At 67.0% G+C, this 14916-nt stretch carries 11 protein-coding genes; 4 read left to right on the forward strand and 7 right to left on the reverse strand.

Annotation, left to right across the window (positions count from 1 at the left end):
• Positions 1-29 precede the first annotated feature (29 nt).
• Positions 30-737 (reverse strand): HNH endonuclease family protein, encoded by a 708-nt coding sequence (locus ACQEU8_RS21005; protein ID WP_433103306.1) that lies wholly within the window; start codon positions 735-737, stop codon positions 30-32.
• A 295-nt stretch (positions 738-1032) separates the two neighbouring features.
• On the opposite strand from ACQEU8_RS21005, the gene ACQEU8_RS21010 reads away from it, so the two are divergent.
• The gene (locus ACQEU8_RS21010) at positions 1033-1548 is read left to right on the forward strand and encodes a hypothetical protein (protein ID WP_433103308.1); all 516 of its coding nucleotides are present in this window, start codon (positions 1033-1035) and stop codon (positions 1546-1548) included.
• A gap of 37 nt (positions 1549-1585) precedes the next feature.
• Here ACQEU8_RS21010 and ACQEU8_RS21015 read toward each other — a convergent pair whose 3' ends face one another.
• A complete protein-coding gene (locus ACQEU8_RS21015; RefSeq protein ID WP_433103310.1) occupies positions 1586-2758 on the reverse strand; it encodes a chitinase in 1173 nt (390 codons plus the stop codon).
• Between the two features lie 24 nt (positions 2759-2782).
• Between ACQEU8_RS21015 and ACQEU8_RS21020 the strand changes: the two genes are divergently transcribed.
• A complete protein-coding gene (locus tag ACQEU8_RS21020; protein WP_433103312.1) occupies positions 2783-3664 on the forward strand; it encodes a hypothetical protein in 882 nt (293 codons plus the stop codon).
• A gap of 96 nt (positions 3665-3760) precedes the next feature.
• Here ACQEU8_RS21020 and ACQEU8_RS21025 read toward each other — a convergent pair whose 3' ends face one another.
• From ACQEU8_RS21025 to ACQEU8_RS21040, 4 genes are all read right to left on the reverse strand, one after another.
• The gene (locus ACQEU8_RS21025) at positions 3761-5731 is read right to left on the reverse strand and encodes a pyridoxal phosphate-dependent aminotransferase (RefSeq protein ID WP_433103314.1); all 1971 of its coding nucleotides are present in this window, start codon (positions 5729-5731) and stop codon (positions 3761-3763) included.
• 48 nt (positions 5732-5779) lie between these two features.
• Positions 5780-6736: an NAD-dependent epimerase/dehydratase family protein gene (locus ACQEU8_RS21030; RefSeq protein WP_433103316.1), complete on the reverse strand. Its 957-nt coding sequence runs from the start codon at positions 6734-6736 to the stop codon at positions 5780-5782.
• Positions 6737-6780: 44 nt separating this feature from the next.
• Entirely contained in the window at positions 6781-9519 is a 2739-nt protein-coding gene (locus ACQEU8_RS21035) for an alpha/beta fold hydrolase (RefSeq protein ID WP_433103318.1), read from the reverse strand.
• Positions 9520-9868: 349 nt separating this feature from the next.
• On the reverse strand, positions 9869-11029 hold the full coding sequence (locus ACQEU8_RS21040; RefSeq protein ID WP_433103320.1) for an ATP-grasp domain-containing protein: 1161 nt from the start codon (positions 11027-11029) through the stop codon (positions 9869-9871).
• 717 nt (positions 11030-11746) lie between these two features.
• Here ACQEU8_RS21040 and ACQEU8_RS21045 point away from each other — a divergent pair.
• Complete coding sequence (locus tag ACQEU8_RS21045) at positions 11747-12181, forward strand: VOC family protein (RefSeq protein WP_433103322.1); 435 nt, start codon at positions 11747-11749, stop codon at positions 12179-12181.
• A 159-nt stretch (positions 12182-12340) separates the two neighbouring features.
• Here the strand turns inward: ACQEU8_RS21045 and ACQEU8_RS21050 are convergent, their stop codons facing one another.
• The gene (locus tag ACQEU8_RS21050; RefSeq protein ID WP_433108615.1) at positions 12341-13336 is read right to left on the reverse strand and encodes a LacI family DNA-binding transcriptional regulator; all 996 of its coding nucleotides are present in this window, start codon (positions 13334-13336) and stop codon (positions 12341-12343) included.
• A 603-nt stretch (positions 13337-13939) separates the two neighbouring features.
• On the opposite strand from ACQEU8_RS21050, the gene iolC reads away from it, so the two are divergent.
• Entirely contained in the window at positions 13940-14914 is a 975-nt protein-coding gene (iolC, locus tag ACQEU8_RS21055) for a 5-dehydro-2-deoxygluconokinase (protein WP_433108617.1), read from the forward strand.
• Positions 14915-14916 lie beyond the last annotated feature (2 nt).

Raw genomic sequence — 14916 nt, forward strand, 5'->3', positions numbered from 1 at the left:
GTCCTGGCCGTGGCCGGCGTTCCGTTCGGTCACCGGTCGCAGGTCTCCAGCATGTCGCCGAGCTCGGCCTTCTCGGCGCGGGTCACCGTCAGCTTGTAGGTGGCCTTCACCGCGATCCAGGCCCGGGCGTAGGTGCACCAGGAGGGCTTGGACGGCGGCTGCCACTCCTCCGGTCCCTGGTCGCCCTTGGTCCGGTTCGTGGTGGCGGTGACGGCCAGCAGCTGCGGGTGGGTCAGGTCGTTGGCGAACGTCTCGCGCTTGTTCTGGGGCCAGTCGTCGGCTCCGGAGCGCCAGGCGTTGGCGAGCGGGACCATGTGGTCGATGTCCAGTTCGGAGGCGTCGGTGACCGCCTTGTCGTCGTAGAGGCTGGTCCAGTGGCCGGAGACCGCTCGGCACTCCGCGTCACGCTCGACGTCGGTGCCGGCGCGGGCGAGGACCTTTTCGCGGGTGTCACAGTTCTCGCCCCGCGCGCTCCAGTGGGGGAACTTCTCCCGGCTGTAACCGGACATCGACCCGTGCGGAGCCGCCTTCAGCCCGGACAGCCGGCGTTGCGCCTCCTTTGCCGTCGGCACGCCCGGCAGACCCCGCGTACCGGGCGCCTTGTCGTCGGCAGCCGGACTGGAGGCGGGAGCCTTGTCCTGCTCCGGTGAAGACGCCGTATCCGCGGACGAGCATCCGGCCACGGCGAGCACGGCCAACGCCGCCGCCCCCCTCCCCCACCACCGCAGACGCCGCATGCCCCTCCCAGGTCTTCGCCCAACAGCTCTTCCCGGCGAAGACTACCCGCGCGAGACCCGGCCCCACCCTCCGCGCTGCGGCCGGGCTTCCGCGATGCGGATCTCCCGCTCGACGAGGTCCCCGGTCCGGAGGGGGCATGCCAGCATGACGGGACCGACCGTCCGCCTTTGACCGACCGTCCGCCTTGTGAGAGGTGCCCATGGCCGAGCAGCACACCGAACGGGCCGGCGCGGCCCGTAACCGCCGTGCGGTGCTCCGCATGGCGGTGCTCCGCATGAGAGAGCAACGCCCTCGATGACCGCCGCAGACCTCTCGGCGGAGTGGCTCACCGACTGGCAGTGGCGGACCACCCTCGCGCTGAAGCGCGCTCTCCGCTCCTTCGAGTCCACCTTCGGCTACCCACCGGGCGACAACGAAGTCGTCCCGGCCGACGAGGAGAGCCGAACCGCAGCGGCACAACTCGTACGCGCAGCAGACATCCCGGCAGCGCTGGTCACCTTCTACACGACCGTCTGCGAACTTTCGCTGCCCGATATCGACCACGGGTACTTCATCCACTCCCCCGCCCAGGTACGCGACGGCATCAAGCAGTACGGCCTCGCCCGCGTCGCGGAGAGAGATGCGGAGAGAGATACGGCCGTCGTGTTCGGCAGCGACGGTGGCGGCATCCTGTTCGCCCTCGATCACACCGGGAGGGTGCACCGCTCCACCACGCCCTCCTGGTTCGGCCAGTACGAGGCTGCCGCCCCGAGCCTGGCCCACTACCTCGATGAACTGCACGGGGCCGTCGTGGACTTCGCGGTTCGCTGAGTGAAGGCGGGACCCTCGGCCGCCCACCTTCCTGTCCCTAGCCGAAGTACTGGTCGAAATTCTTCGCGTACTCCCAGTCGTTGAAGCGGTCCCAGTTGATCGACCAAGTCATCAGGCCACGCAGGGCGGGCCGGCGGCCGTGCGGCTGGTAGGAGCCGCAGTTGGTGGCCTTGGTCAGACAGTCGAGGGACTTGTTGACCTCGCTGGGCGGGACGTGTCCGTTGCCCGCGTTCGTGGAGGCGGGCATCCCGATGGCCACCTTCTCCGAGGGCAGGGCCGGGAAGACGTTGCCGGTGTCGCCCTGCACCGGGAAGCCGGTGAGCAGCATGTCGGTCATGGCGACATGGAAGTCGGCACTGCCCATCTGGTGGTACTGGTCGTCGAGCCCCATGATCGGGCCCGAGTTGTAGTTCTGGACGTGGAGCAGCGTCAGGTCGTCGCGCAGGGCGTGGATGACCGGCAGATACGCGCCCGCGCGTGGGTCGCCGCCCGACTGGCCCGGACCGTAGCGCTGGTAGCCGAGCTGCACGAAGAACGTCTCCGGGGCCATGGTGAGGGTGAAGTCCTGGCCGTACTTCGCCTTGAGGGACTTTACGGCTGAGATCAGGTTCACGATAACCGGTGTCTTGGGGTTCTTGAAGTCGATGTCGCCGGCGTCCACGGACAGCGAGTGGCCCTCGAAGTCGATGTCGAGACCGTCGAGACCGTACTCGTCGATGATTGCCGAGACGGAGGAGACGAACTTGTCGCGGGCCTCGGCGGTGGTGAGACGCACCTGGCCGTTCTGGCCGCCGATGGAGATCAGGACTTTTTTGCCCTGCGCCTGCTTGGCCTTGACGGCGGCCTTGAACTCATCCTTGGTCTCGACGTTCGGGCACTCCGCCTTCGGGCAGAGGTCGAAGCGTATGTCGCCCGACGTGGCCGAGGTCGGCTCGCCGAAGGCCAGGTCGATGATGTCCCAGCTGTCCGGGACGTCCGCGAGGCGCGTATAGCCGGAGCCGTTGGCGAAGCTGGTGTGCAGATACCCGACCAGGGCGTGCTCGGGCAGGGCTGCTCCGGTTGCCGGTTCGGTGGACTCGCGGGGCGCGGGAGCCGTGCCGGACGCTGCGGCCGGAGCCGCGATCAGTCCCGAAGCCGCGAGGACGAGCGCTGTGGCCGCAGTACGGAGTCGAGGTCTGCGTCGGCCTGAACGGGAGGAAGAGCGTGCCACAACTGCCTCCGGTGGTGGGGGGGAATGGAGAACTGGCAAAACAAGTTGGTCCAGACCAACACCGCTGTCAAGGCCGCCCCAGGCTCCGAACGCAGCAGTTGCCATATGCCCCTCCACCATGTAGGAGACGTGGAACAGCCGGCCGATCACGGTCCTGTTCCGCGCCAACGTCCACTGTCAGCGCAGCCATGCGCCGGCGGTGCCCCGGCCACGGTCGGCGCCGGCAGGCCGGTTGCGTGCGAGCATGATCGCGGGTACCGCAGCAAGGACGAAGAGCACTCCCGCCATCGCGATGTACAGGTACACGCCGGTCGCCGTGCTGACCGGGGCACCGTCGCCCTGGCCGTACCGTTCAACCGGAATAACGCAGTCGTCCGCAGAGAATTGCGAAAACCTTGCCGCGCCATTTCCTTCGGCTATAGCCTGACGCAGTCCGAAGCACAGGACGACCGAGAGGATCCGATTGTGGGCAGCGTTTCGTACTCCGACCTCCCTGCCGGCACCATCGTTGCTGAGGAATTCGCTCGATGGAGCCCTCAACTGCTGAAGGAGTTCGACAGCAACGCCCACAACGGCTGGATCGGCCAGTCACTGTTGAGCGAGACCGATTCGCTGCGCGTCTGGGAAACCCATCTTCAGCCCGGAGAGCGGATCCCCGTACACCGGCACGTGCTGGACTACTTCTGGATAGCTCTGACCAGCGGTCAAGCCCGCCAGCACACGAGCGACGGCACCACTCGCGAGATCGCTTACACCCGCGGTGAGAGCCACCATTTCCGGTTCAGCTGTGGGCAATACCACCTCTACGATGTGAAGAACATCGGCGATGACGTCCTGTCGTTCCTGATCATTGAGATGAAGAACGGGGAGAACGAGCCTCTTCAACTCCCCACGGCCGTCAAATAGCCACGGCGGGCGGAAACCGCGGACGGCACTGACACCGGCGCCGAATCAGGCCGGCGCCGGATCAGGGCGAGTGAAATACGCGGGGTCGTTTTCGGCTCACACGGCAGCGGAAAGCGCGGCAAGCAGCGCATTGTTCGCACGCCGATTACCGATGGATATACGGCAGGTGGCGGGGATGAGGAACCCAGTGTCGGCGACCATGATCCCCGCACTGCGAAGCTGTTCCATGACGCGCTCGTGCTTATGGAGCCGGACCAGCAGGAAGTTGGTCTCCGAGGGGAACACCCGCTCCACTGCGGGGTGATCGGCCAGTGCCGCGGCCAACTGCTCACGCTCGGCACGGATGTGCTGGATGCTGGCCCGTACCCGCCGGGAGTTGGTCAGCCGTTCCTGGACGGCGCGCTGCGAAGCGTCGGTGAAGCCGAAGGGCACCTGCACCCGCCGTAGTGCTTCGATGATGCCGGGATGGGCCAGGGCGATCCCACAGCGCGCGCCGGCGAGCCCCCATGCCTTCGAGAGCGTTCTGAGCACGATGAGGTTGTCGTGCTCCTCGACCAGTCCGGCGTACGAGGGCTTCTCGCTGAACTCGACATACGCCTCGTCGATCACCACCAACCCACGCGTTGCGGTGACAAGGTCATGCACCTGCGCCGGGTCGAGCCTCGTCCCGACCGGGTTGTTCGGATCGCACAGGAAGGTCACCCGCGGATCCGCCGCCAGGATGCGCTCGGTGTCGAGTTCGGACAGGTCGTCGCCGCGCAGCGGTACCTCGACGAGGGGCAGGCGCAGGAGGCGGGCGAAGTGGGCGTAGAGCGGGAAGGTGGGTGGCGTGATGCAGACGCGCTCGTCGGGCGAGGTCAGCGCCGCCAGCAGCAACATGACTCCGTCGACCGCGCCGCTGGTGAACAGCAGATGATCCGCGCTCAACGCGCCGACACCGTCGTGGCCGGGCAGCGCCGAGATCGTTGCCAGGTAGGTTCTGGCGAGTTCTGCCGTATCGAGCCCGGGATAGTGGCTTGCGGCGCCCAGGAACGGATTGGTGTTGCTCGACAGGTCGACAAGATCGAACCGTGGCCGATGACGATCCCGGGCCGGGCCCGGAACCGGCACCGTTGTGACGGGTGGCGCCGCGAAATCCGACAGAGTTCCCGCCTCTTCCCGGTCCTCCGTTGGTGAGAGGTCGGGGGCGCGCAGCCAGTGGTCGAGGGGGACGAACAGGTCGGCTCCGAGGCGGCGGTTGTGGTCGGCGTCCCCCCGGCCGAGGTGGACCCATTCCAGCCCGGAGCGCCGGGCGTCGACGCAGAGCCCGTACAGGAACGCCGCGTAGAGGTCGCGGCACGCGGCCGGATCGCCGTACTCGATGGCCTGCGTGAGGTAGTAGACGCCTCGGCCGTTGTGGGACTTCGTGATGAGCCCCGCCTGGACGACGGTGTCCTCGCCACGGCGCACGACCATCTCGGTACGGTCGGCCAACGGGCCGTGTGACAGCGCGTCAAGGCCATCGGTGTTGTACAGGTTGTCGTGGCCGTGTCGCTCCGCCTGGCGCTGGTGGAGTTCCACGAAGGCGGTTCGCGCCCACGGCCTCTCGTGGAGCTCGCTCAACCGGATCCGTTCCCACGTCACTCCGCAGGAGAGCGTGTGATGGCGCCGACGGAGATCGCGGAGCTGTCCGGCACCGACACGGGTCCGCAGGAGATCGTCCAGTTCTCCGTCCCCGGTCAACCGTACGACGCACTCGGTGCCACCGGCGACGGGCACGAAGCCGGCTGCCCGCAGTGCGTGGGTGTCGTCGCTGCGGCGCACGTTGGGCACGAGGATCTGGGGGACGTCCAGCGTCTCCGCGCGCTGGAGCAGCGCGTCGAGGGCGTGGGCGGTGGGGGCGGGGTTGGTCGGGGCGTACGAGGCCCCGCCGCCGAGGAGAGTGGGGCGCTTGAGCACCTCGGGGTCGAGGGCAGCGAACGCGTCAGCGCCCGGTCCCAGCCGATCCAGTGAGCACACGGGCTCGCGGGAACCGAGGGCAGCGCACAGCATGTGCTGAAGCGCATCGATATCTGCGGACCTGCGCATACTGGTTCCCCACTCCTCGTTGTCACTCGGCTTTTCTCAACTGCTCTGTCACTTGGCTGTCTCAGCCGCGTGCTGACCGACGTACTCGTCGATGCGGTCGCGGTATTCCTCGAACAATTCGGCCAAGGTGCGGGCGATACCGGTCTTCCAGCCGACGGAACAGTCGCCGATGAGAGCGCGGCGGGCGTCGTGGTCGAAAATCGCGGTTTCCCGGCTGTAGTCGCCGCGGTCCAGTGTGACCGGCACGCCGGTGAGCGCTGACATGTATTCCAGCAGGTCGGTGATGCCGACCTCCTCGTCACCGCCCCAGTTCACCACCCGCGCGGGCACCTGCGCCGCCTCCCACAACAGCGGCACCTGGCGGACGACATCGTCGGTGTGCAGCAGATTGCAGTAGTTCTGTCCTTCGCGAGGCACCGCGCAGGGCTGTCCCTTGCGCATCTCGTTGAACAAGATCATCGGCACGCCGCCGTGCCCGTACGGGCCATAGGCGATGTTGAGCCGGGCAATGACCGTCGGCAGCGCCAATGCCTCGGCCAGCCCTCGTGCCACCCCCTCTGCGGTGATCTTGCCTACGGGGTACGTCGGCAGCCACGGCGCCGCGCCGCCAAGCGGATCGCCCACTCGGTACCGGTGGGTGCTATCGGCACGGTTGTAGACCACTCCAGACGAGACATACAGGAATGCCTCGGCCCCGGAGCAGTGCGTCATCAACCGCGCGGTGCCGACCGCGTTGACGCGTGCGGTTTCCTCGAAGTCCTGCCCGTCGCCCCGGTGTACCGCCGAATGCAGCACATGGGTGAAGTCGCGCGGCAGGTCCTCCAGATCATCGGTGGCCATGTCCCAGGTGACGGTGCGGGCGCCGAGTTCTTCCAGTTCCTTGCGCGCTGCCTGGTCACTGAACCGGCCCAGGCACCACACCTCGTTTTCCGGGACGAGCGATTCGGCGACGGGTCTTGCGACTTGCCCGGTTCCACCGGTGACGAGAATTTTCTTGCCTTGCATGATCAGCGGCTCCTGGTCGTATCAGCGATTGCCTTTGCCCGTCCTCAGCCGAGCGCGCGGGCCAGTTCCTGCCGCAATGTCGCCTGGAAGGTGTGCACGTGCTGCGGGCTCATCAGGGTGTAGTGCTCCCCGTCGACTTCGATGTAGGTGTTGGGATCACGTGTGAATGCGTCCCAGTGACGCAGTTGGTTGTCCAGCCATTCCTGTTTGGTGCCGCGCAGCGGAGTGCAGTAGAAGACCCGGACCTGCCCGACCGTCCCTGAGGGCTCGTATGTGCGGCCCAGGTGCACCATGTTCTGGGCCAGGTGCACCCAGTTGGTGAACCGTTCGACGGTGAGGTCCAGTTCGATCAGGCGCCGTTTCGGCGCGTTATCGATGAGGTAGGCCAACTGGTCGGCCTCGGGCAGCCGACGGAGTGTGGCGGTCAGTTCTTCGATGTCGGCAGCATTGATCAGCTCGAGGAACAGGGCCAGATTGATCGCGCCGTCGGTGAAGCTGATCTCGTTCATACGGCCGGAGATGTGCGGCGGCAGATTGAAGACGCCCACGAAATCGACCTTGTCGCCATCGGCCTCCAGCCGTTTGGCGATCTCGAACGCGACTGCCCCGCCGTAGGAGTATCCCGCGACGGCGTACGGACCACTCGGCTGCGCCCGCCGGATCGCCGCCACGTAGGTGGAGACCATTTCGGCGAACGACCCGAAGTGCGTCTCGCCCTCTCCGAAACCACGTGCCCGCAGCGCGTAGAACGGACGCTCGCCGGTGAAGTACTTGGCGAGGTTGACGAATACCAGCACCTCCCCGAGACCGGGGTGAACGCAGAACAACGGCGTTCCGTCCCCGGTGACTTGCAGGGGCACCAGAGGGTCGTAGGCGGAGTCCCCGCCGTCGCTCCGTCCGGCGGTCAGCCGGCCGGCCAGTGCCCGCACGGTCGGGGCTTGCAGCAGCGTCGACATCGGTACGTCGTCGATACCGAACTCGGCCTGGATCTCCGATTTGAGCCGCAACACATCCAGCGAGGTTCCGCCCAGATCGAAGAAACTGGTGGTCGCCGGCACGTTCCTGGTGTTCAGGACGCGGGCGTAAATGGCAGCCAACGCGGTCTCGGCGCCACCTTCCGGCGGCACATAGGCACCGAGGAACCTGGTGCTCACCTCCTCCGCGCGGCGGGCCGCATCGTCCAGGTCCCCGGCCTCCACGGCTGCACGCAGCCGGGACCGCTGGACTTTCCCGAGGTTGCCGCGGGGGATCCGGGCCACCGTGACCGGGAGAATCAGCTGGGGGCGGAATCCCCAGTGCATCACCGTGGAACTGCGGATCGCCACGATCGCCCGGTACACCGCCGAGTCGTCGGCGGGATCCCCCGCCGGGACGAAAGCGATGGCAAGCAGCTCGGAATCGGCTCCGTCAGGTCGGATCGGGAAAGCAGCGACCTGTCCGCGCTGCACATCGTCCAGCCCGTCCAGAACCGCTTCGAGGTCGTGGCTGTAGTAGTTGACGCCGTTGACGATGATGGAGTCCTTGGTACGGCCGACCAGCGTCAACCGCCCCTCGGAGTCAAGGTGTCCCAGGTCGCCGGTGCGGAACCAGCCGTCGGAAGTGAACGCTTGCGCGGTGGCCTGGTCGTCGCCGAAATAGCCGTCCGTGACCATGGTGCCGCGCAGCTGCACCTCGCCCGCTTCCAGCGTTCCGGGGGCATCGGTGGACGCCAGCACCCGGCCGTCGTCGTCAGCAATACGTATGTGCAGACCCCGCACCGGGCGGCCCAGTGGAGGAAACTCCGTTTCCAGGTCACGGGTGGCGAAGTCGCGGTTGAAGACGCTTCCCGCACAGGTCTCGGTCATCCCGAAGGCGGGCACGATCACATCTCTGCGCAGCCCGTAGCGGGAAAGAGAGTCCAGGAATGTCCGTACGGTGGCGGTCACGGTGGCCTCACCACCGGAAATGATGTACCGCACCTTCGACAGATCCACGTCCTGCTGCGCGGTACGCCCCTGTGCGAGCGCCTGGTTGATCTGGCCGAACAGGAAGTTGGGAGTGAACGTCACGCGCACCTTGTGTGCCGTGAGCAGCCGCAGGAATTCCACGGGGTCCGCCAACACCGTCGCGGGCGTCGCCATGATCTGGTCGGCGCCGTTCAGCATCGGCAGCAGGTGTGCCTCGATCGCGGCAATGTGATCGGCTGAGATCCAGTTCATCGTGGTGTCGGCGGGCCCCAGTTCCAACGCCCCTGACTTTCCGGCCTGTGCCGCCAGCAGATTGGCGTGGGTGAGCCTGACCGCCTTGCTCGCACCGGTGGACCCGGAGGTGAGCATCAGTAAAGCGAGATCGTCGGCAGCAGGCACATGATGCTGCTGATACTCGGGCGAGACCTGGCTCAGCTCTTCCACCGTCAGGGTCTGCAATCCGACATCGGGCAGATCGCCGTAGGCCGCCTTGGGAACGACCACCAACGGATCGCCCAAGAGCACGCGCAGGTGCTCCAGTTGAGCTTGCGACCGAAGAGGGTCGGCCTGTGGCGCGATCGGGCACGGCACCGCACCGGCCAGCACGCACCCCCAGAAGGCGCGGAAGAAGCTCTCCGGATCGTTCGCGGTGATCAGCACCCGGTCGCCCGGAGCAGTGCCGTGGCCACGCAATCCTTGTGAAATCCGGCAGGCACAGTCCCACAACTCAGCGTATGAGACGAACGAGCCGCCGATGAATGTGACACCTCTAGAACTGTCACGAGCCGCGCCCTCGAGCAGCTGCGGGAGTGTTGAAGCAGAACGTGGTTCCGGCATAGGGGCGAAGACCTCCGATCGGAAGCGACGGAAAGCAGTAGCGAACAGACGCCTGAGCAGAGGCGTGCGGGGGGGATGCGGGGAGGGAAGGAATGGGCTTGGCCCCCGGCGTTCCATCGCGAGCGGGCGCGCGGAGCCGTGAGCCGTCAGTGGTGCGGATCCTGGAAGGCACACCGTTGGATGCGATGTGGGCGGGCGCAGCTCGGCGCCTGTGCCCTGGTCGACCGAGGTGACAGAAGCCCGTCAGCGGCGGGATGCCCCGGATCGACGGCGGCTCGGCCGAGGCCGTGGAGCGGATCCTCCTGTGACCGGAGGCGGCACAGCCGGGTGGTTCTGTTCACCGTCGGCCTCACCCGACCTCATTGAATTGCACGATCTCCTCGACCTTCTTCTCAAGTTCCAGCTCATCCGGGTCGGAGACCATCGCATGGCCGACGCTGCCGTAAGGACCGGGAGGCGCATCGGGCGACGACGCGTATTTGATCTCGTCCAGGGCGAAGCGGCGTTCGAAGTCCTCCTGGGTCAGTTTCCCGCTGTCGGAGCGCCGCAGGAGTACATATCCGTGGAGCCGGTCCGGTGTACCGCCGACCGGGATCCCGGTCGGCTCCTCTCCGAGCGCCAGGCTGATTTCCACGTCGAACAGGTCGACCCCGAACGTCAAATTGTTGGCCTGCGGGGACAGCCCACCGGGGAGACGGATGGCGCACTCGCCGAACGTCAATCCCCCCTCTTCCACGAACGCTTCCAGGTGGAACACACAGTCAGGCGCTTCCAGGGTCCCGAGCACTTGCCCCAGAAGCGTCTCCGCCTGCTGGAACAGTGTCGGATGCCGTCTCTTGTCGAGCAGATGGCAGGCCAGGATGCCGCCTTGTGCCGCACTGACCGGTGAGCTGTGATAGCGGGAGACGGAATACCACTCAAGGCCACCGTTCCGCCAGATGCCATCGGCGAAAATCTCCGGGGCATCCACGAAGGATTCGGCGACGACCTCGACATCCGACTGACTCGGCAGCACCTTCAAGGCTTCTGCGTACTCTTCGGGGGAACGAACAATGTTCGTACGCAGCGAGCCGGCCCCGTTCGCCGGCTTGACCACGAAGGCCTCCCCCAGCTCAGCGGCGAGTTCCGGGTAGGAGGTATCCCTTGTCACATAGCGGCAGCGTGCCCGCTTCACCTCGGGCGGCAAATTACTCTTCTGGAGGTACTTGTCCCGGAAATAGAGGACTTTCTTGGAGTCCTTGTTCCCGGGAAGATTGAGCTGTTGCCGCAAATAGGCAGCACCGAACACGCCCATCTCATGGACGCTGAGCACCCCTGCCACCTCGTTCAGACCCGCCGAGAGTACGGCGCGCAGCACTTCCTGGACGTTCTCCATATCGCTGACACAGGTGAAGCTGCGGCCCTTCAGCGAGCTCACCGGCGTCTGGACGATGTAGTGGGGTTCCAGACCGCGACGTTGCACCGCACGGTCGAGATCGTCCCGGTATCCGATAACGATAATTGTCGGCATTCTTGTCTCCCCGAATTACGGCCGGTCAAAACTTTCAAGAAGTCAGTTGCCGTACTGCCGCCCGCAGTGAATCCGGGTGATCAGTGGGCCGGACAAGTGATTCCCTGAGAGATCGAGTCTCCGCACGACAAAACCCCCGTCCAATGTCTCGCGACCGGTTACCGATCGAAGCCGACGCGGTGGCATCGTGGCACACCGGATACAGGGATGTGGATATGCGGAGCATGATCTTTTCCGGAATGGTGGGTGATATAGATCACAAGCTGAGTTGACGCCGAGTCAGTCAATGGAATGCCCCAAGTCCCCTTGCCCAGCGGGCTGTTCGGCATATCGGCCATACCCCTGACTCCAGTACGCTCCGCGCACGAATAGTCACGCGAGCAGCAGCGCCAATAACTCAGCCGACACAGAAGAGCAAGACCCATTCGGCGCGACAATAGAGAATAGAAGGCCGGGCAGGTGGTCCCGGCCGGGCCAGGCGGTCATACCACTGGAACGCCCGCCGCGCCCGCAACAAGTCGCCACGGCGCCCTGGCCGGAGGACTTTGTACGCGGCCTTTGACAACGCCCGCGCCTGCCGCCCTCCCCGACCCCCGCGAAGAGCAAGCAACCCGCCGACATCCGTCCGACCGATTCGGGTCGCAGCACTCCCTGCGTCAGGGCGTGTCCGGCAATTCGATCTCCGCTCCCCACCGGGGATTGCGTTAATGTCCTTGCATGGAACAGCGCATCAGTCTGGTCACCCTGGGAGTTTCTGATGTCGCACGCTCTCGGGCGTTCTACGAAGCCTTGGGCTGGCGGGGCCAAGAAGTCCAGGAGACGGTCTTCTTCCAGGCGGGCGGTCAAGCCCTGGTCCTGTGGGGCCGCGACAAACTCGCGCGGGACTGCGGGCTGACGGACGGAGCAGCGGCCGGCTTCAGCGGGATCGTCCTGGCGCACAACGTGCGCTCAGATGCGGAGGTCGACGAGCTGCTCACGGCCGCGGAACGCGCCGGAGCAACCATCACCAAGCCCGCGGTCACCAATGCCATCGGCTTCTACTCCGGCGCCTTCATCGACCCGGACGGCCACGCCTGGGAGATCGCCCACAACCCCGGCTTCCCCCTAGCCGAGGACGGCTCCCTCACCCTCCCCGACTTCGGCACCTCTTAGGGGTGTCCGGCATCGGTGGACGCGCCCCGTCATGGGCGCGAGGAACTGCGCGAGCAACCTGGGGGTACCTCCCTGCTCGAAGAGCTTGGGGGAGGACCCGCAGCCCGCGACCGACGGACAGAGGCACCCCGTCACCGGAACACGGACGGGCGACCGCCCTCACATCCCGCGGGGTGCCCGCGTGGTGTCCCGTACGACCAACTTCGGCTCGATCACAGCTTCCTGCGGCTCCAACCCCTTGTCGTCCAGCCGCTGCACGGCGAAGCGGACAGCGTGCTCGGCCATGAGGACGGCGTCCTGGCGGACCGTCGTCAGGCCGACGGGCATGAGGTGGGACAGATGGCTGTCGTCGTAACCGACGACGGACACCTCCCCCGGCACCTCGACACCGGCCCGGCCGAAGGCCATCAACAGGCCCATGGCGCAACGGTCGTTGGCGGCCAGGACAGCTGTCGGCAGCGGTCGCCCGGCATCGCGTTCCGCCATCAGCAGGCGGCCGGCGTCGATACCCGACTCTTCCGTGTGGTTGCCCGGAATCACCCGGATCTCCGACTCCAGCCCGTGGCGGCGCATGGCGGCGCGGTAGGCGCGTCGACGCTCGGCCGAACCGGGGCCGCGGCCGCCGTCGACATGGACGATGTCGCGGTGCCCCAGCTCGACGAGGTAGTCCATGGCCTGCCGTACGCCTTTGCCTTCGGCACTGTGGACGAAGTCGACCGGGGATCCTGACATCCGGCGGCCGACCGAGACCGCCACCGTGCGCTGCCCGAGGGTCTCGAGACCCTCGGGCGCCGAGTCCGAGCAGAGCAGGATCATGGCTTCGCAGCGGTGACTGAGCAGCGCCTCCACGGCCTTCACCTCGCCCCGGCCCTGGGCCGTCGCCGACAGCAGAACGTCGTAGCCGTGCCGCTCGGCCTCGGCGTAGATGCCCTCGATGAGGTCGGCGTGGAAGGTCTGGCGCACGGTGAACATCACGCCGAGCGCCCGGCTACGGCCCCGGGCAAGAAGTCGGGCGGCGTTGTCGGGGCGGTAACCGATCTCGTCGGCAACCCGCAGCACCCGGTCACGGGTCTCCTGCCCGGCTCCCGGCTGATCGCGGAAGACGATCGAGACCAACGCCCGGGAAACGCCTGCCTTCGCGGCGACGTCCGCCATCGTCGGACGCTGCTTACCCGTCGCAGCCACCTGTCGACTCACCCTCCCGCAGTTCTCCCGCGCATCCGCACCGCGCGCGTTCGCGCCTTCCGTTTCCTTCGCGTCCGACGACGTCCGACATCGTCCGACGACGTCCGGAGACATCCGGTGGCGTCCGGTGCCGGTGCCTCCAGTGACCTCCGGTGCCGGCGCCCCCAGCGCCTCCGGTGGCCGCGCCTCCGACGACGTCAGATGACATCCGGCACCTCCGGTGCCAAGTGCCACCGGCGCCAAGTGCCTCCAGTGACACCCGGTACCGGCGCCTCCAGTGGCGCCCGGTGCCCGCCAATAAAACCCAACGCACCAACCGCCCCCACCGTGCCCCGCCCCACCCCCTCCCTCACATCCACCCGGCACGCTATCCCGCGCGCCCCCGCCACCCGCGGACCGAGCCTCGTTGAACGCTCCGCAAATCTCGCGGCAACAACCTATTGACATGACATTTGCACGAGGGCCATCGTACTCGAACTAGAGCGCGCTAGTAGAGCGCGACAGTCCAACCGCCACCCCACCAGCCGCCACCCCACGAGTCCGGGGTCCTCGGTGCGAAGGGAATCCAGCGTGATGTCGTTCGAAGTGCTGACCATGGGCCGCGTGGGAGTGGATGTGTATCCGCTCCAGACCGGCGTCGGGCTGGCGGAGGTCACCTCGTTCGGCAAGTACCTGGGCGGCAGCCCCACCAACGTGGCCGTCGCCGCCGCCCGGTACGGGCACCGGGCGGCCGTGATCACCAAAACGGGACGCGACCCGTTCGGCGGCTTCGTCCGTGCGGCTCTCGACGGTTACGGGGTCAGCGACCGCTTCGTCGGTACGTCGGACATCGCGCCGACCCCGGTCACGTTCTGCGAGATCTTCCCGCCCGATGACTTCCCGCTCTACTTCTATCGGCTGCCGAAGGCCCCTGACCTGGATATACGCCCGGAGGAGCTGGACCGGGGCGCAGTCCGCGACGCGGGGATCTTCTGGATGACCGGCACCGGACTGGCCGAGGAGCCGAGCCGGTCCGCCACTCTGGCCGCGCTGGAGCATCGGGCGAAGTCCGGTACGACCGTCTTCGATCTGGACTGGCGGCCGATGTTCTGGCCCGACGCCGATGCCGTCGCGGCCCGCGCGTGCTACGCCGAGGCGCTGCGGCACACCACGGTCGCCGTCGGAAACCTCGACGAGTGCGCGGTCGCCACCGGTGAGCGCGAGCCGTACGCCGCTGCCAAGGCGCTGCTGGCGGCCGGGGTGGAGCTGGCTGTCGTGAAGCGGGGCCCTGCGGGGGTCCTGGCCATGGACGCCGAGGGACAGGCTGTCGAGGTTCCGCCTGTGCCGGTGGAGGTTGTCAACGGGCTCGGTGCCGGTGACGCCTTCGGTGGGGCCTTGTGTCATGGGCTGCTCTCCGGCTGGGACCTGGGCCGCGCGGTGTCCTTCGCCAATGCCGCAGGTGCGCTGGTCGCGGGCCGGCTGGCCTGCTCCGACGCGATGCCGACCGAGGCCGAGGTCGCGGACAAGCTGCGCGCGGCCACCACTGCCCCCGACGTACGAAAGGCCTGACG

Origin of the sequence: Streptomyces sp. CA-250714 (assembly GCF_050936705.1) — a bacterium.
Taxonomy (GTDB): Bacteria; Actinomycetota; Actinomycetes; order Streptomycetales; family Streptomycetaceae; genus Streptomyces.